Below are 22,993 nucleotides of genomic sequence, written 5' to 3' on the forward strand. Positions count from 1 at the left end.
GCCGCAGCGCTCTTTTTGCTTGGCTTTGGTTCAGGGCGCGTGGCAGGTGTGGCGCCATGTCAATCAGAACCGATATCAGGATCAGCCGCGCGCCTTTGCTGGGCTTTATCGCAATCGGTCTGGTCTGGGCCGGTATATCGGCGCAAATCCCTGATCTAAAAGCACAAATCAAGGCAAGTGATGCGGATCTGGGCCTGATTTCCCTTGTTGCCAGTCTGGGCGCGCTGAGCGCGATGTGGCTGGCGCCGCTGTTTGACCGGGTGTTCAGGGCGGCATCGCTTCAGGTATGTACGGCGGCGATGGCTGTGGCTTTGTTGTTGCCGGGATATGCGCAGGGCATCTGGTTTTTCACGTTCGGGCTGATGATGGTTTCGGCGGGAACGGGAATCGCCGATGTGTTGATGAATGCGCGGATTTCGGAAACCGAAAGCGCCGCGCGCCGGTCCCTGATGAACCTGAACCATGCGATTTTTTCGTTCGCTTACGCGGGGGCCGCGATTTTGACCGGGTTTGCACGCGAGGCGGGGCTGGGCCCGGTGACGATTTTTTCGATCATCTGCGGCGCGATCCTGCTGATGTGCCTGTGGATGCGCGCGCCGCACAAAATCACGCCGCAGGATACAGTGCTGGACATGCACCCGGCGCCGCGCGGCATTGTCTGGATCGGCGGGCTGGTGGTGTTGGCGGCGCTGATGGCCGAACAGGCCACCGAAGGCTGGTCTGCGCTGCATCTGGAACGCACATTGGGGGCAGGGGCCGCCGAAGGGTCGTTCGGTCCGGCCGTTCTGGGCCTGACCATGGGGTTCGGGCGGCTGTTTGGCCATGTGCTGGCGGCGCGGGTACGCGATACGGTGATGATCACTGTGGCCTGCCTGATCTCTGCCGCAGGTCTGGCGCTGGCGGCGTTTGCGCCCAATATTCTGGTGGCCTATTTCGGGTTCGGGATCATGGGCCTTGGCATTTCCGTGGTCATGCCGCTGGCGCTGGCGCTGGTGGGGCGTGTGGTGCCGCCCGATGCGCGGGTGCATGCGCTGTCGCGCACATCGCTGATCGGATATGGTGCCTATTTCATCGGGCCAGCCATGATCGGCTTTGCATCCGAGGCGTTCAGCCTGTCGGTTGCGTTCCTGCTGGTGTCGGTCTGGCTGGTTCTGGTCGCGGCGTTTCTGGTTCCGCTTCTGGCGCGGCGGGTCGCAGTGCGCGGGTAGCTATCCCTCTACCCTGCTGACCAGATGGCCCCCTGCCTGCATGACCTGATCATAAAGCGCGAATTCCCGCGCGCGCGCCTTGCGCAACTGCGCCTCGATATCAGGATCAAGCGGGGCATGTGCGTCGGGTGATACGTTTTTCTGTTTCAGAACAATCTCTTTGCCGAACCGGTCTGACAGAAAACTGCGAAACAACGGCTGGTGATCATAGGCGAACAGGTGATGCACCAGAAGATCACCCTCTTTGTTCAGATTGCCCGATGTCAGCATATTATACTGGCTGCCGATGCCGGCAAAGGCGGGGGGATTTTTGGAAATCACTGCCAGCACAAAATCATTGAAACTGCATCCGTTCGTGCTGCGTGCCGTGCCGGCGCGGCGCGGACCGTTGCGGTATCTGTACCAGCTGCGGATCTGATCGACAGGGTCGCGGATCACCGCCACGCGGTCTGGCACCAGATCGAAAGTGTCGCGCAGAAACGGGGCGATCCTGGTGTGAAACCGCTGGGCCGTCATGTGTTTGCGCTGCTTGGTAAATACGATATCGGCGCGCGGTTTCAGCGCCATTTCCACAGCCGTCGTGCCGGTTTTGGGCACGGCAAGAAACGCCAGCGACTGATCGGAGAAAACCAACATGCCCCTGTTCTAGCCTGCCTGCGCTAGTCTTGCCAACGGCCTTCGAAATCCTGCGGAATAAGAAGATCCTTGCGGCTGAGGTTCTTGACGTCGCGGTGCCCGACCAGCGCCATTGTGAGATCCAGTTCCCTGTGGATCACATTCAGCGCGGCTGTCACCCCTTCCTGTCCCATCGCGCCCAGACCGTAGACAAAGGCGCGCCCGATATAGGTACCCTTGGCCCCCATCGCCAACGCCTTTAACACGTCCTGACCAGAGCGGATGCCGCTATCAAGATGCACCTCGACGCTGTCGCCCACCGCATCAAGGATCGCAGGCAGCATCCGGATCGAGCTGAGCGCACCATCAAGCTGACGGCCGCCATGGTTTGACACGATGATCGCGTCAGCCCCGACCTTGGCAGCCATTTTGGCGTCTTCGGCGTCCAGAATACCCTTGAGGATCACCTTGCCGTCCCACATCGAAATCAGTTCTTCGATCCGCTTCCAGTCAAGCGAATGATCAAAGGCTTCGGCTGTCCACGATGACAGCGAGCCGGGATCGGTGACGCCGGCAGCGTGGCCGACGATGTTGCCAAAGAACCGCCGTTTGGTGCCCAGCATGCCCAGGCCCCAACGCACCTTTGTCATCATGTTGGCGATGGATTTGACCGTCAGCTTGGGTGGGGCGGACAGGCCGTTTTTCAGATCCTTGTGGCGCTGGCCCATGATTTGCAGATCAACGGTAATGACCAGCGCGGAACATCCCGCATCCTTGGCGCGCGCGATCAGGCGGCGCATGAAATCATCGTCTTTCAGTGTATAGACCTGAAACCAGAACGGTTTGGTGGTGTTTTCGGCGACATCCTCGATCGAGCAGATCGACATGGTGGACAGGGTAAAGGGCACACCGAACTCTTCGGCGGCGCGGGCGGCCTTGATCTCGCCATCGGCCGATTGCATGCCGGTCAGTCCGACAGGGGCCAGCGCCACGGGCATTGCAACGTCCTGTCCGATCATCTGGCTGGCGGTAGTGCGCCCTGTCATGTCCACCGCGATCCGCTGGCGCAGGCGCAACTGATCGAAATCGGAACTGTTTTCGCGAAAGGTCTGCTCTGTCCAGCTGCCCGATTCCGCATAGTCGTAAAACATGCGGGGCGCGCGGCGCGCATACAGTTTCTTGAGATCGTCAATTGTGGTGATGACTGGCATTGAGAGCGGCCTTTTCCAAAGATTGGTAAATCTTCATTACCAATCGCCCGAATTTTTGGCAACGCGACAAATGCACTTGAAGGTAGTGCGAAGTCGTACTATATAGTGCGATATCGTATTAAATGGAGTGCTTGATCATGATCCTGTCCCGTCGAAAAACACTGGCCCTTATCGGAGGTGGATCCCTGCTGGCCGCAACCGGCGCCGCCGGTTTCGCAATCACCCGAACCCCAAAGGATGCGGTTGCGCCATGGGCCGCCGCCGGGCAGTACACCGATCCGCGCAAACGCGCGTTAAGCTATGCCATTCTGGCGCCGAACCCGCATAACATGCAGCCCTGGATCGTGGATCTGGACACACCGGATCAGGCAACCCTTTATGTCGATACGGACAGGTTGTTACCCCACACCGATCCGTTCAGCCGCCAGATTGTCATCGGGCTGGGCTGTTTTCTGGAACTGCTGGCGCTTTCGGCGGCGCAAGACGGATACCGCGTGCATTTCGATCTGTTCCCCGAAGGAACAGAGGCCGACAGCCTTGATCGCCGCCCGGTTGCCATCGCCCGTTTTGTGCCTGACACGTCGCTGGCGGAACCGGACCTGTTTGCCCAGATACTGCACCGCCGGTCTGTGAAAGAACCCTATGACACCGCGCGCCCGGTATCAGACGAAGTGCTGGCGACACTGCGCAAGTCGGTTTGCGCAACGACGGGTGTAGAAACCACAAACGACACCGCGCGGGTTGCGCAATTGCGCGATCTGACGGCCAACGCCTTCCTGAAAGAGTTCGAAACGCCCTCGGCCTACCGGGAAAGCGTCGATCTGTTCCGGATCGGCCACCGCGAAGTGAATGCAAACCCGGACGGTCTGGATTTTTCCGGTCCGATGTTCGAAGCGCTGCATCTGACCGGCCTGTTCACCCGCGAAGGATCACTGGACCGCGCGGGGTATTCCTATACGTCTGCGGTTCAAATGGTGCAGGATGTGGCGCGCACGGGCATGGCCTATATCTGGCAGGTAACGGCGACAAACACGCGCAATGATCAGATTGCCGCCGGTCGCGACTGGGTGCGCCTGAACCTTGCCGCCACAACGGTGGGGCTGGATGTTCAACCGATAAGCCAGGCCCTTCAGGAATACCCCGAAATGGCTGCTTGGTATGATGCGGTGCATTTGCAACTGGCGCCGGATGGCGGCACTGTGCAAATGTTGGGCAGACTGGGCTACGGGCCAAGTGTCGGGCACAGCCCGCGCTGGCCGCTGGAGGCAAAGATACGCAATGGATGAACAGGATGCCGGCGCCTATTTTGCGCTGTTCAATGAAATCGGCATTATCGAACAGATCAGCCGAACCTTTCTTGAGGCGCGTCTGCCGGAAGGGTTGCTGGCCTCGCATTTCGGAGTGGTCAACCACCTGATACGGGTTGCGGACGGCCAGACGCCGCTGGTTCTGGCCAATGCGTTTCAGGTACCCAAGACGACGATGACACATACGCTGGCGGGTCTGGAAAAACATGGGTTGGTCGAAATGCGCCCCAATCCCGATGACAAACGATCAAAGCAGGTCTGGCTGACGCCGAAAGGGCGCAGTTTTCGCGATGAAACGATCAAACGGATGGTGCCGCTGTTTCAGGAACTGGCGCAGGACATTCCGCCCGACAGAATTGCGGCCCTTTTGCCACTGTTGCAAGAGGTGCGCACCAGCATAGATGCCTTGCGCGACCGTGTATCCTAGGCCCGGTGCGCCCCGTCCGACAGGGTTTTGACAAAGGCCAGAACCTGTTGTGGTGTTTCACCCGCCCCGATTTTTGCAACTATCGCCGACCCTACAACCGCCCCGTCCGCCACGGACGCGATCGCCTGTGATTTTTCGGGCGTGTTGATGCCGAACCCGACAATGACCGGCAGATCTGTGGCCGATTTGATCCGCGCCACTTCCGGCCCGACATCGGTGGCCGATGCCTCGGCTGCGCCGGTGATACCGGTTATCGACACGTAATAGACAAAACCGGATGTGTTTTGCAGCACGCGGGGCAGGCGTTTATCATCGGTTGTTGGGGTGGCCAGACGGATAAAGTTCAACCCCGCCTTTTGTGCCGGAATGCACAGTTCCGCATCTTCTTCGGGGGGCAGATCGACAATGATCAGACCGTCAATGCCGGCGGCTTTGGCGTCTTTCAGAAAGGTTTCGACACCGCGACTGTAGATCGGGTTGTAATAGCCCATCAGCACAATCGGGGTTGTATCGTCCTGTTCGCGAAACGCCGCCGCCATATCCAGCGTCTTCTGCAATGTCATGCCGCCTTCCAGCGCGCGCTGACCGGCCAACTGGATGGTAGGCCCGTCTGCCATCGGATCGGTAAAGGGCAACCCCAGTTCGATAACATCCACCCCTGCGGCGGGCAGGCCGCGCACCACCTCAAGCGATGTGTCGTAATCGGGATCGCCCGCCATCACATAGGCGACAAACGCCTTTTTTCCGGCAGCAGCAAGTTCGGCGAATTTGGCATCTATACGGGTCATGATCAGGCCTTTTGAAACAGTCGTTTTGCAATGCACAAAGACTGCGGGAAAATCAATGCTCGGGCGCGAAAACTCTTGCAAAGAGTTTTGACGCAGCGTTTGGAAAAAATCCCGCGGCGCGGCGTGGCTTGCGCCCGTCGGGTCTGCGCACTAGAAGCGGCCAACTGCTATCAAGGAGAGCGTAATGGGCTTTAAAATGGGGATCGTCGGGCTGCCGAATGTCGGCAAATCCACGCTGTTTAACGCGCTGACCCGCACCGCGGCGGCGCAGGCGGCGAATTTTCCGTTCTGTACGATCGAACCCAATGTCGGTGAAGTGGGTGTGCCCGATGATCGGCTGGACAAACTGGCCGCGATTGCGAAATCCAAACAGATCATCCCAACGCGCATGACATTCGTCGATATTGCCGGTCTGGTCAAAGGCGCATCCAAGGGCGAGGGGCTGGGCAACCAGTTTCTGGCCAACATCCGCGAAGTGGATGCCATTGCCCATGTACTGCGCTGTTTTGAAGACGGCGATGTAACCCATGTGGAAGGGCGTGTTGATCCGGTATCGGACGCGGAAACCATCGAAACCGAACTGATGCTGGCCGATATCGAAAGCATCGAAAAGCGGCTTCAGGGGCTGGTGCGCAAGGTTCGGGGTGGCGACAAAGAGGCCGTGGCGCAGGAGCGTCTTTTGAAAATGGCGCTGGAGGCGCTGGAAAACGGACACCCCGCGCGCACGGTGTCCGTGGATGCCGAAGACGCCAAGGCATGGAAAATGCTACAGCTTCTGACGGCCAAGCCGGTACTATATGTCTGCAACGTGGGCGAAGCGGATGCGGCAGAGGGCAACGCGCATTCCGCCGCCGTTGCCGAGATGGCGGCAGCGCAGGGCAACGCCCACGTGATTATCTCGGCCCAGATCGAGGAAGAAATCAGCCAGCTTGATCCCGAAGAGGCCGAGATGTTTCTGACGGAAATGGGTTTGAAAGAGGCCGGGCTGGATCGGTTGATCCGCGCTGGCTATGACCTGTTGCATCTGGAAACCTATTTTACCGTTGGCCCGAAAGAGGCCCGCGCCTGGACCATCAGACAGGGCACTTCCGCGCCACAGGCCGCCGGTGTGATCCACGGCGATTTCGAACGCGGATTTATCCGCGCCGAAACCATCGCCTATGACGATTTTGTCGCGCTGGGGGGCGAACAGGCCGCCAAGGAAGCGGGCAAGATGCGCGCCGAGGGCAAGACCTATATCGTCAAGGACGGTGACGTCCTGCATTTCCTGTTCAACACCTGATCGGGGTGTTTCTATTGCGGAAGCGGGCGTTTAGCGCCGCCCGCTTTCACATTCAAAGGTTGGTGGCTGCCCGGGGCCGCCACGGCACCATTTCATCAATTGGTCGTTCTGTTCCACGCTTGCCCACAGGGGCGGGATGACCGTGTTGATCGGGTCTGCTGTCGCTGAGGTCTGCGCCAGACTGCCGGTTGTAATCAGGATCAAGCCAAGTATCCGGTTTTGAATGCCCATGTTCAAATGCTCCTTTTGCCACGTCCAAGTTTCTATGGACCGGCGCAAAGCGCAAAACACATCCGTTCACTCCTGTGTTGAAAACCGTGAGCGAATGCCGGTGGCACCGCACCTGGCCGTTCCCGAAAGCGCGTCCACAGTCGCGATAAAATCCAACGATTACCCGCCGCGTCATGTGCGGCGGGTCAGTGTATTTGCCCTCACAAACCCGAATTGAAAGCCGGTACCTTTTTCGCCTTGTTTCTCGCAGGCGCGCCCGATAAACGGGTCAGCGGAGACGTGGCCGAGTGGTCGAAGGCGCTCCCCTGCTAAGGGAGTAGGCCCGGAAGGGTCTCGAGGGTTCGAATCCCTTCGTCTCCGCCACCCATCCTTATTGCCTTTATTCTTATATAAATATAGGGTTCTGACCATACGTTGGAACATATTTTGGAACATATGGCATGGTGGAATTACCTCATACGACCCTCGTAAAGATCAAAGACAAATATTACGTCAACTGTACGATACCTGATGACTTGAGGCCGTTCTTCAAGGGTCGAAAGCAAATCAGACGAAGTACTGGTACGGCAGACAAGTCTCTTGCTGAGCGCAGGAAACATTCAATTTCCAGTAAGATTTATGCTGAGTTCGATGCAGCCAGACCTGACCCGATATCCGAACTATTCCGCATGATAGATTTCCCAAAGCATATCGAAGACAAGCTGTATGATGTCCCCCCAGAGGACGATGGTTTCGAAGACTGGGAACCCGAACTGACCAAAGCTGATCTGCAAGACCTGTTGGCTGTCGCTAGAGTTGCCATGACAAAGGTCGAACCGTGGGAGACAGTAGGTAGGACACCTGAACCAGAAGCCAGACGCAAGGGACGTGAAGCCTACTTGATCTTGAAAGAGATGCTAACTGACACAAAGACAACGAAGTCCTCAAGTGGCTGTCCTGTCCTATCTGTGGTTCAGAAGGACTATCTGGCTACCAAACCATATGGGCCAGCTAAGACAATGCGGGATGCTGAATTAGCGATAACGGAATTTATAGACTTCACGAAGGACATTGCTCTTGATGGTGTTACTGCTGTCCTGATCCACAGTTATGCTGAAAAGATCGGGGAGACTAAGAGCAGGGAGACTGTAGCCAAAAAGATTGGATACGTTAAACGAATGTTTGATTGGGCAGTCCGAAAAGGATTTGTCGAAACCAATATCTTTATGACTGTGAAACTTGATAAGAAACTTGGAACAGCAAGGGCAAGCTACCAGCCTTTCACCAATGCTGAACTAGAAAGCTTATTTAGCTTAAAGATGCCTGACCATCTCAGAAATTTGCTGTCTATCTTAGCGACAACTGGGATGCGCTTAGATGAAGCTGCGTTACTAGACTGGGAAAACATAAAGACAGAAGCGGGTATCCTTCACTTCGATCTGACAGACAGTATTGTTAAGACCAAAGGTTCAGCCCGTAAGGTTCCAATACCCAAGGTGATACAACCTCTTTTCATCTCTCCTGCCAAAGGACCACTGTTTCCTGAGTTCTCAAGAGACAAAGACGGGAAGGCACAGGCTCCAGCGAGTAAGGCTTTGATGAAACAGATTAGGAAGGTGACAGGCGATAGACTGAAGGTTGTTCATTCGCTACGGGGTAACTTGAAAGACCTGTTGCGTGACGCAGGAATATCAAAGGAGGTTAACGATTTCATAACGGGTCATGGGTCTGGCGATGTTGCCGGGTCTTATGGCTCTGGTCCTAGCTTGAAAGTCCGGGCAGATGCCTTGAACTCCGTGGAACACCCTTGGCTAAGAACAAGGTGAACCTGCCTCGTACGCGCGTAAGAACTTAAGGTATACTTTCTTTAGGTAAATATAAAGTTATTGTATTAAAAACAAATACTTATGTGTATATGAGGTATTCAGAGTGAAATTGAACATTAATGACTGCCTATATGTTGTGTCTTCTACTCAGAATAAATCAATATATAGAATATCCACGTACAGCCACGGAGAGGCACCTTACAGTCGTTCTAAGTCTCTAGGCTAGGGGTTCCTCAAAAATAGAGCTAGAGGCGCTCTAGCACCCCTCTCAGGCGCTCTACGGTGCCATTCTCTGCTCTACGTTACGTACCGTTGAAGCGTACCAGTTCCCACCCCTAGCTGTCTCAATCCCCAGTCTGTTCAATTCCTGGGCTGTCTCCTTGAGTGTCATCCCTTTGGCCCTGAAGGCTTCGATCATTGGGAAGACATGATTTGCCCGGTGATCAGCTTGAGCCTTGGTAGCTTCGTTCCTCTGTTCTGTCCCACGTCTGAGACCACCAAGGATAACACCCCTTGCCTTAGCTTCCTTAAGTGCAGCCTTGGTCCTCTTGCTTATGAACTCTCGCTCTTGTTGAGCTAAGGCAGCATAGATATGAAGTTGAAACATATCGGCATGAGGCATCTGGGCTACCTTCAGATCAAGGTTCTTGTCATCCATTAAGGTTGCAATGAAAGACACCTTACGTGATAGCCTGTCCAGCTTTGAGACAAGAAGTGTAGCCTTGCTCTCTTTTGCCAGTGCTATGGCCTTAGTTAGTTCTGGTCTGTCGTTTACCTTACCGGATACGATATCGGTAAACCTACCTATCACACTGTAATCATTTACATAATTGTCTAGGTATAACTGTATGTCTCTCTCTTGTGCATCTAGGCCAAGACCACTCTCACCCTGCCCTTTGGTACTAACCCTCTGATAAACAACGTACTTCATTATCTCTCATCCTTATGCATAACTAAAGTTTAGCTAAGCATACTATTGTAAATACAAAACTTCAAGGAACGTTGTGCTTTGTATACCCCTGTCAGGTAGGATCAGAGGAAGGAAATTCTTATTATTTGTCTTACGTACAGCAAGAGGGGACCGGGGGGGATGGGGGGCCTTCTTATATACTGAATGGTACCTAAAAATTATCTCGACAAAAATTAGCTGGTGCACCTATGGTATCCATTATCTGTATAAGGAAGAAATATTATGCCAAAGGAAGAATTTGAACTGAAAGACACAAGCAAAATCCACCTCAAAACGCTTGGTGAGCTACAGGCAGAACAGGCAGCCTTAGATGAAATTAAGAAAACATTGAAAAGAATTCAGAAAAACTACGATCAGAGACTAGCCAACTGGCAGAATGCTGGCGCTAAACTGTTTGGACTGAGCGGGTCTGGCGATACGGGCAAGAAAAGACAGACTTGGACGCCTGAACAAAAAGCTAAGATCATCAAGAAGTATGATGCTGCTAAAGAGGGAACAAAGACAGCCGTGCTAAAAGAACATGGCGTTAAAGCAAATCCTATTGGGACATGGAAAGATCAAAAGGATGTAAAGATGGCTATGCAAAAGATACAAGAAAAGAAGTGATCCAGTACACTATCCGCACTAGGATTGCTCTTTCATTATAGGTTTTGTGCTGACGTGGAACAGACGGGTCTAGGTGAAATAGTTTTACTATTTGGCGTAATTGTCATCAAGTGTGCGTTGGCTATTTTATGCGCGAAAATTGCACGCTCTTTGAACAGAAGTCCAATATTTTGGGGATTATTTGCAGTCCCATTTACGTTATTGGCAATGATTATTCTAGCAGTGATCCCCGCTGCGCCAAAGAAACCAGATACCTAGGGATAGGACCCTAAGAGGCAATGCGTAGTAGCCTAGTAGGCTGTCCTCTATCTGTTGCCACTGATGCGCACTTCAAATGAAAACACCAAAACGCTTGCTAAATCGATCTGGCGCAGTCTACGGATGATGCAAGATGGAAAATCTGATTTTTACGGCTTCGCTCAAGTCACCCCTGATAGCCCAAGGGTTCATGACCTTCGATAGCCTTTTGGCGGCAGTGCTTTTTGACCGATGCGGTGATGTCGAAACGGCTCATACATCAGTGCCGCTAAAGTGTTCGGAAGGCTTGTTCCACGCTTCTGCTGCAATCGTGACACCGGTGGAGCGAGGCAGTTATTCTATTGCGGCATCGCTTAGAGCGGATCATGATCTTGACGCCGATTTATTCCCCAAAAACAAATCAGGTCGAATCTACAGAAAAATGGGCAGGAAACGCCGACGGGACTTAGGCAACGTCTTGTCGACCTATCATACAATTTCAACGCCAAGTGTTCGCTGGATTTGCACGGGTGATCTGGACCAAATCAAAGGGCTACTCGGCGATCTCCGCTTTATTGGGAAAAAGCGCGCACAGGGTTTTGGCGAAGTTGCCGCCTGGAGCGTTGAAAAGACCGACCTTGATCCTCTTGTAGACGAACAAGGCTTACCACGTCGCCCGATCCCGGAAAACATGTTTACTGGTGATAGGAGCCTGCCTTTGCAGGATTTGGCTTGGAAGCCAGCCTACTGGAACCCCGAACACCGCGCAGCTTGTTACGCGCCTCAGCCGCTTTAGAGGAGGGCCGGATGAATACCTTTGAACTCATATCCAAGGGCTTTGCGCGGCATGTTCTCGGGAACTCAACAACCGGTGATCCGATCCGTGACGCTGCAAAGGCGTTGACAATGAACCACTTACTTAACAACGAAAAAGGTACATCGTCCCGATTAACGGGTTGGGCCATTTTTCGTGCGTCCGGATCAACAGTGCAGGCCAATTTGGCAGCGAAAGGAGTAATGGCAAACGATGGGCGCACCCGATACGAGGCTTTTGCCGACGAACTAAGCGATTTTCGGGAACCGGTAGTCTTTCTCCAGTTCACCAAGTCCACCGTCAACCTCGGTAATGTTTTCGCGACGTTCGATCCGCGTGTTACGAAAATCTGTGCGCCGGATGTAGCGCCAGAGATATTTGACTTTTCTGTTGGCACCCTCCCCGAAACTGCCGGTGTCGCGGAAAGGAACATCCGCAAGGCCGTTCTGAAGAAGGAGAAAAGCAATGCTGCATGATCACGTCATCCCCAAGCCGCCAACACTCGGGGCATACGCCAGTCATCAGCTTCTTGAAGGCTTAACGGATGGGGCCAGACCCCTTTTTGTCGATAACGGAGACCATCTGTTGGTTCGCTCAGTTGACCAATCCCTTACACAGTCATCAAAACCTGTCCCCACAGTGAACTTGGGAGATGTCCTTGGTTTTGAGTTGCGCGCGTCCTGTGGCGTCAAAGTCAAAGGTAAACACCGCTATTTCCCACTGAAGGACTGGCGTGCACGGCACGCTTGGCTGAACCGGCGGGCATCCGGATTTGACGTACTGGCTGTCACCGTTTCGGCACGGAGCACTCCAATAAAGAAAAACATCCGCATTGATCAGAGCGATTTTGCCGGGGTTCTGCGTGTGACGGACATCGAAGCGTTTAACCAAGTTCTTGAACATGGCATTGGCGGACCGGGCAAAGCCTTCGGCCACGGAATGCTGGTAATCTGAAGGAGAACACCTTGAACCAATCAACTTTAATTACCGAAGTCGTAATCCGGCTGGAAGCGCCACTCAGCATCGCAATGCCTGTGGCAGAATACACTAAGCCCAACAAGTGGGAAAACTTTCCAGTCGCCCCGGTTGGCTATGATGAAGAAGGCCAACCCATACAGTCAGGGTTTTTGCCTGCAACAACCATTCGCGGGGCCATACGTCGCTTTGCTGTACTGCCCGAAATGGCAGCCGCCGCTGAAAAAGGCGCGCATTATCGGCTGGAACGAGCCTATTCCGAGCTGATCGGGCAAGACCCCGGCAGTGAGCAGCAGCCCGACGAAATTGATCTGACCGCCATTGCGGAAGCGCGAGAGGAATCCCCTATCGTTGATCTGTTTGGCAGCGGTCTCGGAGTTAAGTCCCGGCTTTTGGTATCGAATTTTGTTCCTGACCACCCAACGCTCCCAATGGCCTTTACTTGGGTTCGGAAAGACATTGGTGACACCGAAGGCGTATTGGAGGCATTGCCTGACGAAGACCGCAGCGCCTATCTTGCCCGCGAGCAGGCAAATCGACATCGGGCGCAGGCGGAAGCTCTGGTCGCCGATCTAAAGCGCAAAGAAAGCAAGGCTGTCAAAACAGGGTCGGACGATGCCGCTGACCTGAAGGTTCAGCTTGAAGCAGCAGAAAAACTGGCAGCAAAGTACAAGGAAGACATGGGCGACATGCAGGTATCAACGCGCTCACTGGGGGTCAGCTATGCATTGCCGCAAGGTTTGGAATTGAAGGGTAAATTTGTTGTGCGATCAGCCCGCGAACGTGATCAGGATATTCTACTTAGAGGGCTGGATGGGCTGAGCCGCTGGCCCGTTTTAGGCGCACAAAGCGCCCGTGGTGCAGGTGAGATTAGCGGGACTGCATCATTCAAGCTGGACGGGAAGATAACCAAGATTGTCAGTTTTGGTGGCTTTGAACCGCTAAAAATTCGCGACTTTGAAGCAACTTAAGAAGGAATTGGTGTGTTTTTTCCAACCTTCCTTTGCATTTATACGAGCTTTATCAGAGGGTTGATGTGACATCTAATACAGCCATCCGGAAATTGGGTGGCTACTAAAGGCTAAAAGGCATGTCGAGCGTGGTGGCGCGAATACAGCCATCCGGAAATTGGGTGGCTACTAAAGGAGGTGCGCGCATCCGAATGCAGGCAGGCTTAATACAGCCATCCGGAAATTGGGTGGCTACTAAAGGTGGATTGCGCGGATCACGTCTGGCGGTATGAATACAGCCATCCGGAAATTGGGTGGCTACTAAAGGTAGCCCTTGATCGTCTCTTTCGTCTCCGGGGATACAGCCATCCAGAATTTGGGTGGCTAACCCAAGGCACTTGACGCCAAAAGCGTAGCCACCAAGAGTGGTTAATCGAGACGAAAGGACGACCCGTGTTCAGATCGCCAGAACAAGCTGAGTTCAACCAATTTGTAGCAAACCATATCAGCAATCCGGATGCGCCTCTCTTGATCGAAGGGGCAACTGGCCTTGGAAAAACACGGGCCTATCTAGCGGCTGTGTTCCAAACTGATAAGCGCGTTGCGATCTGCCTTGCAACCAATGCCCTGATAGAACAGATTTTGAACTCCAGCGACTTGCCTTGGGCACAGGAACTAGCTCCGGACAAAACTGTCGCTGTCTTCCGCAGCCGTAGATACTTCGAAGATGACCGGGAAGCCTATGAAGCGCAACGAGAGGCCGCTCAGATTGCAGACATCCTGATCTGTACGGCAAGTTCTGTAATTTTTGATCAGCGTCTGTCGGGCAGCTACAATGGCGTTACCAACCGTGATGTCATCGTCTTTGATGAAGCAGATCAAATTCCGGGCCTTGCCGCATTGGCGTCGGATTTATCGATTGACCGAAAAACACTCCGCGATTTGAATTGCGCGGCGTCCACCGCACTGGAGGTGGCAGGCAAACTGCTTAGCCTCCCTCAGCTGGACAGCGAGATTAGGGCCAAGGCCAAGATCATTGCTGAAATCGCCAGCGAACCAGAGGTCTGGTATAAACGTGTCGGGATGACGGAAGAAGGCGGCGTATCCGTGATCCACCGGTTGCCAGGGCGGCTACTCAAGAAAATCTCCAACCGGCCTTCTACAATATTCATCTCGGCAACTCTATCAATCAACGGTCAGTTCAATGACTTCAAGCGCGCTATGGGGATCGGTGACAGTTCCAGCCTCAGCCGGATCATCGAACCAAAGCATCACGGCCACCTGAGCTTTTCGTTTTTCACGGATGATCCCGTTGATAGTGATGAATGGTTGGCAACCGTTGTCGAACAGATTGAAGCCAGTGATACACCGGTTCTGGTTGCGACACCCTCCCATAAACTGGCGACGGAATTGGGAGATCGTATAAGCGGATCAACCGTTCGTCAGCGTGACGAAACAATGACAGATGCGGTTGGGCGAATGGGGGATCGTGACATTGTTATCGGTGCCGGTGCTTGGGCCGGAATGGATACCCCGGTGCAATGGGCCACCGTTATCATCCCTCGTGTTCCGTTCACCGGGCCAAACGAGCTGTTCGATACTTGGACCGACGAGGATGCATTTCGGATCGGTGATCCAATGACTAGCTACTTTGATAGCAAGAACGCTGCGACAAGACGGCTAAAGCAGGTGTTTGGGCGCGGTCTCAGGCATCCGGACGCCCGTTGCGCCATCGTGATATGCGATCCGCGTATTTCCCAATTAGGCGATGTGGCTCCTGTCCGCTTTCGAGAGGGCTGGTTTGAGGGGCGTCGGGTTGAGGTTGTGCAAAGTAAGGCTGAACGCAATCCCGCTTTGCGTCGGGACGCTCTGCGCCACCATGGCACTGATTGCCAAACCTGCGGCCACCAACCTCTGATCTTGCGAGAGGTTGAAGTACACCATCTAAATCCCATAGCGGAGGCGAAGGGTATGATTGCAACGTCCATGGATGATGTGGCCGTGCTTTGCCGCATTTGCCATGCTCGCGCCCACAAGGATGGCAACAACGTCATCCCACTCGAAAGGCTGCGGGAAATTGCAAAGGCCAAAAGTCGGACAGAAGCCCAGCAGCTAATTAGTTTCTGAGATTTTGCGACCTTGATACTTCAAATGGGTCAGATCCTGTTTGATAGGGGTACCTGTTCTATTCAGAACGACATACCCAAATTATCTCGGTAATTTCTCACTGGATGTAACGAATTGATTTACTTGAGAATTTAAAGCCGACCTTTTGAGTTGATTTGGATCAGTGCTGGCTAAAAATTCCAATGTATGTATGTATTTCTGATCTGGGATTTATTATTTTGATGTGGGGGAATATTTTATGATGAAGAAAATTTTAATGGCGGCGGTCGTTTCGTTGTGGGGGGTGGCGGTTTCTACTTCTGCGCAGGCGGCCACTGTGACCTACACTTTGACGCTTGAGCAAACTCTCCCAGATGCATCAATTATTGTCGGAAGCTTTGGTATTGACGACTCATTGCTTGTCGCTAATTCATTTATCAACTTCGCTTCCTTCGATTTCTTCGACATTAATATCGAGGGTTTTACTTGGTCCTTAGCTGAAGCTGAATCGCCAAATATTGACGGTGTACAGACGGACGGATCGGGAGATGTAATAAATTGGAGTTCATATAATAATGTATCAGTCCTGTTTTGTTCTTTCGGTCAACGTGGCGTATGTTTTGATTATCTTCAGCTTTCCCAAACATCCACTTTTTGGAGATCGGGCGTGGATATCGGGCTCGTGAGTGAGGCGAGGGTATCGGGCTCGTGGCGCATCGCAGCCGTGACGAATCCTCCGCTGGGCCCTCCACCTCCCGGCTGCATACCTAGCAACTACACACCCCCGAAGTGTGAACCGTGGCGTCCCGATGGTCTGTCTGCAGTCCCCCTTCCTGCTGCCCTGCCGATGCTTCTGGCTGGCATAGGTGGTCTTGGCTTCATTGGTCGTCGTCGTAAAAGAAAGGCCAAACTAGTTGAGTGAACTATGGTTAAAAGTCCAATGGTCAGCCTTACGGGCCTCCCTTCAAAGTGAAATTCTTTGATTTTATTGGAAAAGGTCTGGCGCTGGTAGGTTGGGAGTTAGGAATGACATCTAGTTTTAGGCACCGCGCAGCTGTTCTGACGTTGTTAATTGTCACAGCTTTGTTCCCGTCAGCGACCTTAGCCGATCAATGCAAGTTGATTGTTGCGTCCAGAACCACTCTGCAGGAAAGTAAACAGCTTGCCACTGAATATAGCCAGAGTTTCCAGAACGTCGAACTTTTAGAAGCAGCGAATGGTCGATTTGCTATCTCTTTGGGTACGCTTCCTTATGCTAGTGGATCCGACGTGAGCGGGTATATCAGCGAATATGGATTGCCGCTGGATTCATTTTGCATGAGGATGGATAGAATTTCTCGCTATATAGCATTTGAGAAAGTCAAACAAAGACCAAGAACCGTTGCACCGACTGAAAACTCATTTGGCATGAGTAAATGTCCTAGAGGTTACAAGCCAGATGGGTTCCCGGTTGAGTATTGCACCGAAATAGTCACTCCCCCAAATGCCGAACTAGACCCCTCGGGGAATAATTGGAGATGTTTGACCGGCTACATCCGCAGAGGGGACCAATGTGCCTACGTTACTGTTCCAAAAAATGCTCATCTGACTTCAAACTCAATCATCTTACCTGGGATAAAGGGGTGGGCATGCAACAGAGGATATCGAGAAGTGGGAGATGAATGTGAAAGGGTTTTCGTCCCCGAAAATGCGTCTTTGAATGCATTTGGAACTGGTTACAGCTGCAACACTGGGTTTATCGACGCCAATAACAAATGCCGTGCAATGACATACACTGAACTTGTTACAGGCCTTGAGAGAGCGGAACAAATTGCGTTGCGGCTGCTATCTCAAGGAACTGGCAAGTCCTGTTCAAAGATTGTGGACTTGTGCGAGGATACTTGTGACGATGATTTCTCTTATTCTTCCTCTCCTAACAAAAGGGAATGCGAGAAGGTCTGTGAGGCGATTGAAGACAACTGCTGAAGCTCTACCAGCAACCGTGTTGTTTTGGTTGTGGATTCAGAGGCTGTACCGAGGGCAAGGGGGGGGCTGCCTTTACGGGTGGCCCTTCTAGATTTACGTGGGATTATCCTAATTAAATGTACCCAAATCTGACGAACGGCACCTATAGAATTCTAACAGTACCTTGCACTAAGGTAGTTAAATTATATGGCGATAGGTACTGTTAAAATTAGGTCACCCCTTTAGTTGTACCTTAGGAGAGTGTCTCCCCATAATTGAAATAAGAAGAGGGAACCCTTGGTGCCGTCTGCGTCAAATTGGTACGAATAGATGTCCTGTACCGTATCGGCCACTTTCACCCTTCTGGAATTGATAACCTGAACCCTTCAGTATGCCGTCCTTATCAGCCTTAAGGTCTGAAGTGTATTTCCTGTAGTTCTTTATTCCAAGTTGCTCCGATACGTACTTGACGGAAAGAGGTGCTTCTACGACCTGTTCCCGTAAGAAGTCTGCATATTTACTCAGAACAGCACCTTTCGTACTGGGTTTACTCCGGTATTCAACCTGACATTTGGGGAACTGAGCGGAGAGCATATCGAAGTAACGCTTATCAACCACCATGTAAGCTGTCATCTTATGGGAACTGCCATCGTCGTACCTCTGTCGTACCCTGCCGCGACCCAACAGTTGAATCATATTAGACAAGTAGCTTCCACGTTTAACATCTTGATATGAACCCCTCAGATAATTCTGTGCATCGTCCAGAGTTTCCTTGGTAATTTCATCCCCTACGATAGCGTGTCTTTTGGCGACATGAGCAGCACCTGGCTTATGATCATCAAGGAAATAGATCACTGCATCACAGTCCTGCCAATCGTTTGACCCAGTGCCAATGCCATGATGCGAGGTGAACACCTCCTTGCCCTCAACAAAATCACAATCCTGAACTAGGGGCAGTATCGCCTTTGGACACGTGATAAAAACCTTACGCTCTGGAATGTCCGCTACCAGTGTTTCAAGGTAATTCGTCATCTTGGCCTTAGCTGACCGGCTCCCAGAAAACGTCTTGTAATAGATCGGTAAGCCAGCAGGTTTATCTAGATGAACAAGGGACAAGTTGCGGTAATCTGGTTCTGGGAGATAACCGTCGAAGTGAGCCGTGTATTTGTCAGGAGCCAATTTGTAACCAGACACCCATGCTGTAGCAGACAGGATCACAGTCTTCTCTGGATAGGCCAGCTCCGACGATATGCCGTTAAATGAAATGACCTTCACATCACCGTAGGATCGGCTGTTTACAAACCCCATTCCGATAACCACAGCCTTACAGAACTGATTCAACTCGTTCACTTCCAAGGTCACAGCGGGGTCAGCCTTACGAAGTGCCAGCATATCCCAAGACGATATCTCCAGCACCCAAGGCAGGCATTCCACTGGTTCGAAGTTGGCTTTGATATTGTCATACGTGACCGTTGCCCAATCAAGGGCTTCACGTGTCGTAGCAATCATGGCCTTATCACCAACCGAATTGGCCCATTCGTGAGCATGAGCAAAGTCTGCCAGTGAAACAGAACTGAAACGGGAGTTCTCTGGTTCCTCGTCCCAAACCCACAGATCACGATCACCTAGGAACAGTGCCTTGCCATTCTCCGATACAGCCTTGTGACAAATGACAGCTATGCCGTAGTCCTTCACTTCTGACTTGGCAAATTTTTGGGAGTAAGTCTCATCTTTTGAGTTCAGATCATGTTTCGAAGTCCACACGCAAACGTTGTCACGGCCTACCAAGTCCACCAGACCCCTATCCTTGAGGAGCATCTGTTCCACAGCAGCTAGGATTTCTTCCCTGCGTTGAACATCAGGATCAGCCTTAGAGTAGAAAGCCTTCTCCCCTAGCTTTTTTCGGTCTTCTACCATCTGGCGTTGCACAGTGGTTGATTGATACTGGCGCTTCTGTTCACGGCGCATCTTGTTGTAATAGTCAAAGGTCTTAGGGTTTCGTTCAGTCATGGTGTTTTGCCTGTCTTTCTTTTGGTTGGTTGAAGGGTGTCCTGTTCGGACGGTCGATAGCCTCTCAAAAGAGGTCTAATTTTGGGGTTGAGGTAGGGTACCCGCTTGATGGCTAAAAACGGTGAATTTCAGCCATATAAATAAGGGGTTTCAGAAGCTAATTTGCAGAGTGGTATGGTCTGTGAGTAAGACAGTTGCCAGATGATAGAACTCTGCCTTTGTCAGCTCACCTTTGGTGGCCTTCAAACGACACTTCTCGAGTAGCGGTGCCTCTGTCACTGGGTCCAGCAAGCGATCAGCTTTCATGTCCAATGCGTCAACATCGTACAGAGTTGGCAGACGGGACTTCCACTGAGCTAGGGTGTAACCGTGAGGGCGTTGGACTGACTTCCATACGGTGTCAGCAACATCCCGTCCCTTCTGCTTCCGTGCCAATAGGATCAGATCATCGTATTTGTCAGAAGGACTACGAGCCTTGCTGATCTGTTCGACATGCTCTTTTGAGAGTGGGTGATCTTTTCGGAGAGGGGAGTTCTTGCGATAGATAGCCGTTAGTTCTTGAGCAGCAGCGGACATATTGAGCCAGCCTCCATATCATTCAAAATGTGATGTGAAGTCCGGGCGCTACCCCGGCGCTGACGTTCTCAAGGCTCTACGCCTCCTGCCGTCCTATGCTGACGCCTCGTCCTATGTGCTATCACGACACACAGCGGCAATCCCTCGGTTCGTCACGATTGGTTACGTGATCGCTCATCATCCAGCAGTCGATTACACTGCCCTATGCTAATACTCTACCACATAACACATGATATGTCAATAGTGCTGACACATTTACACAAAGGGACAGCATAGTTAATCCCTACAATAATATACTATCACATAACACAGGATATGTCAATAGTGTTGACACAGTTTTGACAATAAATGGAACATACGAACCGTACTCAGACGGAACATACAGGAAAATAAAATATAATAAAAACAATGCAGTAGAGATAATAGTTCTAATCCCTTCGTCTCCGCCACCAACATAACCCATTGTAATTATGTGATAAATTCTCAAAATTCTGTCCGATTTCCCCGCGATTTTGCAGGATTTGAGTCGTGCTGAGACGGGATTTCTGCTGATTTTCACGGGCATTTGCGTGGTTGTCTCAGTTGGCTGGTTTGGACGGTGGGGTTTGGCGGGGAATTCCCTGTTAACAGGGAATTTACAGGGAATTTTTTCGATTTCGGCCTGTTTGAGTGGTTTTGGCGTGAATAAAGCGCTGGCATTACAGTGGGTTAGAAGGAGAATTCCCTAAGATATGGAACAGGGAATTTTCTGACCCTTAACAGGGACTTTTCGCGGGCGAACAGGGATTTTCAGGGACGGAACAGGGAACGGGGTTGCAGGGGCGTTCGGGGTCAGGATTTTGCGTCAAACCCGAACAGGACCTCCTGAGCGTTCCAGTCCCGTGGCATGCGCGATCTGATCAGGGTTTCCAGGGTCAGAGATACCGGCTGGGTGCCGTCGATGATGGCTTTCTGGATCCGGGGAGCGAGGAAGGCCAGGAGCATGATGCGCGAGACATAGCTGTCGGACTTGTTGGCCTGCATCATGACCTCCCGGATCGAGGCGCCTGCCTTCATTTGTCTCACCCAGGCATGCGCATTGCGCAGGGCGCGGATCATGGTTTTGTCCGGTACGGGCTGGAAGCTGCCCGCGATAATCTTCATCTCCGCCCCGCGTCGCCGGCAATGGAACGGGGCCTTGATGCGCAAAAGGGCGGGAGTGAGTTCATCCACCTGCAGCTCCAGCGCATTCGAAAGCGCCGCCGCGCACAGCGTGATGCCGAGCCTGTCCTTGCGGATCGTGCCCCTGTCGATCAGAGGTGCCGCCTGGCGTATGCCTTCGCGTTCAATGCGTGCCGCCAGACTGTGTGCCCGCGCCGAGGCGTCCTGCACCACCACGACATCCTTCGCAATGATGACCTCGTGTCTCTCGGCTGCGCGTGTCAGGCTGTCCTGAATGGCGCAGGCCACGGCGGCTTCAAATGCCTTGGCCGGCAATCGCCAGCCTGCAGGGTCCGGCTTTCCCGAGACCAGTCGGTTTGAGACATAGTAGCGATGACGACGATTGCCTTTCTTCGTGTGCGACGGTGTCAGGATGTCGCCGGTCTCGTCGCGGAGCTTGCCGAGCAGCGGCGCTTGGACATTCAGGGCATGTGGGTGGGGGCCATTCGCTGTTTTGCTCCCGCGCTTGCGCTGATACGCTCGCTGGAAGTGTTCATCGCAGTGGCCGAAACCGGTCAGATGCGGGCCGGTGCAAAACTTCTTAACCTGACACAACCCGCAGCGTCTCAGCACATCTCGGCACTGGAAAAATCATTTGGCACTATGCTGCTTGACCGCGGAACACGCCCGGCTGGATTGACCCACGCGGGTGCGCGTTTGCTTGGCAAAGCTCAGAAGATTTTGAATGCAATTTCGGACATGGAAACCGAACTACGCCATATCGGTGAAAAGTCGCTTTCGCTACTACGTGTCGGACTTCAAGCCTCCATTGCAACGACCTTGACGCCCTCACTGATCGATTTGGCCCAACAGACTTTCGGTGTTGAGGACATCACCCTGTACGCCGGGCAAAGCGGCAACCATGAGCATCTCCTGCGGACCAAACGCGCGGATTTGGCGATCACGTCCAACCCATTCCTCGACATGGACGGGTTGGAGCGGCACCATGTCTTGACCGAAAAGTACCTTCTCGTTTTGCCAGGATCCTACGATGGCCCAACTGACAGCCTAGAAGCCATTCAGGAGAACTTGCCACTTGTCAGATTCGGCGACACGACAAATGCGGGCCGTCAGATTGCCCAACACTTGCGCCGTCTGAGGTTCGAGCCAAGGAAAGTCATCCTTGCCGATAGGTCCAGTATGGTGACATCCTGCGTGTCTGCCGGTCAGGGTTTCAGCATGCTGACACCGACTTTGCTGATCGATGGAATGGTCGAGAATATGAACCTGCAACTGAGAGAACTGCCGGTGTCAGGCCTGTCGCGTACTTTGACGGTTGTAGCGCGTAAGGCTGAACTACAGGATCTTCCAAGCGCGTTTGCAGACAGATCGAGCCAAGAATTGCTCCACCAGATCAGGGCACAGATGGGTGATATCGCCGAAGCGAATGTGAGTCTTGGCTGATCGCTGTGTCCGGGCAAAACACCAATCCCGTACATGTAATATCTCAGATCGGGAAAAGTGAAGTCCGCAAAGCGGGCTGCGACCGCAGCATGTCGACCAGTGGGTGAACGGCAGGAGTGGGCCGTTCGTGAGGTGGTCAACGGCAGCAATGCGCGGTTCGCGCTTGTTCATGCAAGACGCAGCATCGGTCAATATGGGCTCAAGGCAGTCTTTCGCCGCGGAACGTACTAATGTCGGCAGAGCGGACGAAGTACCAATTCGCGGCGTTGGCAGAAGGTGCTGGTCCGAGGCCATTCCTTGGCGTCTATGTGCCACGAACAGTTTCGG

General features: G+C 52.9%; 21 protein-coding genes and 1 tRNA gene. 15 read left to right on the plus strand and 7 right to left on the minus strand.

Annotated elements, in window-relative coordinates:
* The first annotated feature begins 56 nt into the window (after positions 1-56).
* A complete protein-coding gene (locus C1J05_RS03995) occupies positions 57-1,208 on the plus strand; it encodes an MFS transporter (protein WP_114869130.1) in 1,152 nt (383 codons plus the stop codon).
* Here C1J05_RS03995 and C1J05_RS04000 read toward each other — a convergent pair whose 3' ends face one another.
* Positions 1,209-1,844, minus strand: coding sequence for a sulfotransferase family 2 domain-containing protein (locus tag C1J05_RS04000; protein WP_114869131.1), 636 nt, complete (start codon positions 1,842-1,844; stop codon positions 1,209-1,211). It abuts the gene before it with no gap.
* A 23-nt stretch (positions 1,845-1,867) separates the two neighbouring features.
* On the minus strand, positions 1,868-3,034 hold the full coding sequence (locus C1J05_RS04005; protein ID WP_114869132.1) for an alpha-hydroxy acid oxidase: 1,167 nt from the start codon (positions 3,032-3,034) through the stop codon (positions 1,868-1,870).
* Positions 3,035-3,171: 137 nt separating this feature from the next.
* Here C1J05_RS04005 and C1J05_RS04010 point away from each other — a divergent pair, with 137 nt between their 5' ends.
* Positions 3,172-4,320, plus strand: coding sequence for an Acg family FMN-binding oxidoreductase (locus tag C1J05_RS04010; protein ID WP_254684693.1), 1,149 nt, complete (start codon positions 3,172-3,174; stop codon positions 4,318-4,320).
* Positions 4,313-4,768, plus strand: a complete 456-nt coding sequence (locus C1J05_RS04015; RefSeq protein WP_114869133.1) for a MarR family winged helix-turn-helix transcriptional regulator — start codon at positions 4,313-4,315, stop codon at positions 4,766-4,768. Before C1J05_RS04010 ends, C1J05_RS04015 begins: the two co-directional genes overlap by 8 nt.
* Here C1J05_RS04015 and trpA read toward each other — a convergent pair.
* Positions 4,765-5,556, minus strand: a complete 792-nt coding sequence (trpA, locus tag C1J05_RS04020) for a tryptophan synthase subunit alpha (RefSeq protein ID WP_114872099.1) — start codon at positions 5,554-5,556, stop codon at positions 4,765-4,767. The genes C1J05_RS04015 and trpA overlap by 4 nt on opposite strands.
* 184 nt (positions 5,557-5,740) lie before the next feature.
* Between trpA and ychF the strand changes: the two genes are divergently transcribed.
* A complete protein-coding gene (ychF, locus tag C1J05_RS04025) occupies positions 5,741-6,838 on the plus strand; it encodes a redox-regulated ATPase YchF (protein ID WP_114869134.1) in 1,098 nt (365 codons plus the stop codon).
* A gap of 30 nt (positions 6,839-6,868) precedes the next feature.
* Here the strand turns inward: ychF and C1J05_RS04030 are convergent, their stop codons facing one another.
* Positions 6,869-7,069, minus strand: a complete 201-nt coding sequence (locus tag C1J05_RS04030; RefSeq protein ID WP_114869135.1) for a hypothetical protein — start codon at positions 7,067-7,069, stop codon at positions 6,869-6,871.
* A gap of 273 nt (positions 7,070-7,342) precedes the next feature.
* On the opposite strand from C1J05_RS04030, the gene C1J05_RS04040 reads away from it, so the two are divergent.
* Together C1J05_RS04040 and C1J05_RS04045 are read left to right on the plus strand one after the other, a co-directional pair.
* Positions 7,343-7,432 (plus strand) — tRNA-Ser (locus C1J05_RS04040).
* A gap of 77 nt (positions 7,433-7,509) precedes the next feature.
* The gene (locus tag C1J05_RS04045) at positions 7,510-8,874 is read left to right on the plus strand and encodes a DUF6538 domain-containing protein (RefSeq protein ID WP_114869137.1); all 1,365 of its coding nucleotides are present in this window, start codon (positions 7,510-7,512) and stop codon (positions 8,872-8,874) included.
* A 277-nt stretch (positions 8,875-9,151) separates the two neighbouring features.
* On the opposite strand, the gene C1J05_RS04050 is transcribed toward C1J05_RS04045, so the two are convergent.
* Entirely contained in the window at positions 9,152-9,805 is a 654-nt protein-coding gene (locus tag C1J05_RS04050) for a recombinase family protein (RefSeq protein ID WP_368073731.1), read from the minus strand.
* A gap of 261 nt (positions 9,806-10,066) precedes the next feature.
* On the opposite strand from C1J05_RS04050, the gene C1J05_RS04055 reads away from it, so the two are divergent.
* The 8 genes from C1J05_RS04055 to C1J05_RS21280 all read left to right on the plus strand — a co-directional run bounded on the left by C1J05_RS04055 (position 10,067) and on the right by C1J05_RS21280 (position 17,497).
* Positions 10,067-10,450: a transposase gene (locus tag C1J05_RS04055; RefSeq protein ID WP_114869139.1), complete on the plus strand. Its 384-nt coding sequence runs from the start codon at positions 10,067-10,069 to the stop codon at positions 10,448-10,450.
* Between the two features lie 391 nt (positions 10,451-10,841).
* Entirely contained in the window at positions 10,842-11,483 is a 642-nt protein-coding gene (locus tag C1J05_RS04060; RefSeq protein WP_114869140.1) for a hypothetical protein, read from the plus strand.
* 11 nt (positions 11,484-11,494) lie between these two features.
* Positions 11,495-11,977 (plus strand): hypothetical protein, encoded by a 483-nt coding sequence (locus tag C1J05_RS04065; RefSeq protein WP_114869141.1) that lies wholly within the window; start codon positions 11,495-11,497, stop codon positions 11,975-11,977.
* Positions 11,967-12,455: a type I-E CRISPR-associated protein Cas6/Cse3/CasE gene (locus tag C1J05_RS04070; protein WP_114869142.1), complete on the plus strand. Its 489-nt coding sequence runs from the start codon at positions 11,967-11,969 to the stop codon at positions 12,453-12,455. Before C1J05_RS04065 ends, C1J05_RS04070 begins: the two co-directional genes overlap by 11 nt.
* 11 nt (positions 12,456-12,466) lie before the next feature.
* Positions 12,467-13,447 carry a hypothetical protein gene (locus C1J05_RS04075; protein WP_162797908.1) on the plus strand — a complete coding sequence of 327 codons (981 nt, stop codon included), beginning with the start codon at positions 12,467-12,469 and terminating at the stop codon, positions 13,445-13,447.
* Positions 13,448-13,879: 432 nt separating this feature from the next.
* Entirely contained in the window at positions 13,880-15,553 is a 1,674-nt protein-coding gene (locus tag C1J05_RS04080) for a DEAD/DEAH box helicase (RefSeq protein ID WP_114869144.1), read from the plus strand.
* 238 nt (positions 15,554-15,791) lie between these two features.
* A complete protein-coding gene (locus C1J05_RS04085; RefSeq protein WP_114869145.1) occupies positions 15,792-16,454 on the plus strand; it encodes a VPLPA-CTERM sorting domain-containing protein in 663 nt (220 codons plus the stop codon).
* 47 nt (positions 16,455-16,501) lie between these two features.
* The gene (locus tag C1J05_RS21280; protein ID WP_162797909.1) at positions 16,502-17,497 is read left to right on the plus strand and encodes a hypothetical protein; all 996 of its coding nucleotides are present in this window, start codon (positions 16,502-16,504) and stop codon (positions 17,495-17,497) included.
* Positions 17,498-17,788: 291 nt separating this feature from the next.
* Here C1J05_RS21280 and C1J05_RS04090 read toward each other — a convergent pair whose 3' ends face one another.
* On the minus strand, positions 17,789-19,486 hold the full coding sequence (locus C1J05_RS04090; RefSeq protein ID WP_114869146.1) for a hypothetical protein: 1,698 nt from the start codon (positions 19,484-19,486) through the stop codon (positions 17,789-17,791).
* 1,407 nt (positions 19,487-20,893) lie between these two features.
* Complete coding sequence (locus tag C1J05_RS04100; protein ID WP_114869148.1) at positions 20,894-21,538, minus strand: hypothetical protein; 645 nt, start codon at positions 21,536-21,538, stop codon at positions 20,894-20,896.
* 57 nt (positions 21,539-21,595) lie between these two features.
* On the opposite strand from C1J05_RS04100, the gene C1J05_RS04105 reads away from it, so the two are divergent.
* Positions 21,596-22,666, plus strand: coding sequence for a LysR family transcriptional regulator (locus C1J05_RS04105; RefSeq protein WP_254684694.1), 1,071 nt, complete (start codon positions 21,596-21,598; stop codon positions 22,664-22,666).
* Positions 22,667-22,993 lie beyond the last annotated feature (327 nt).

This window comes from Sulfitobacter sp. JL08 (assembly GCF_003352045.1).
Taxonomy (GTDB): Bacteria; Pseudomonadota; Alphaproteobacteria; order Rhodobacterales; family Rhodobacteraceae; genus JL08.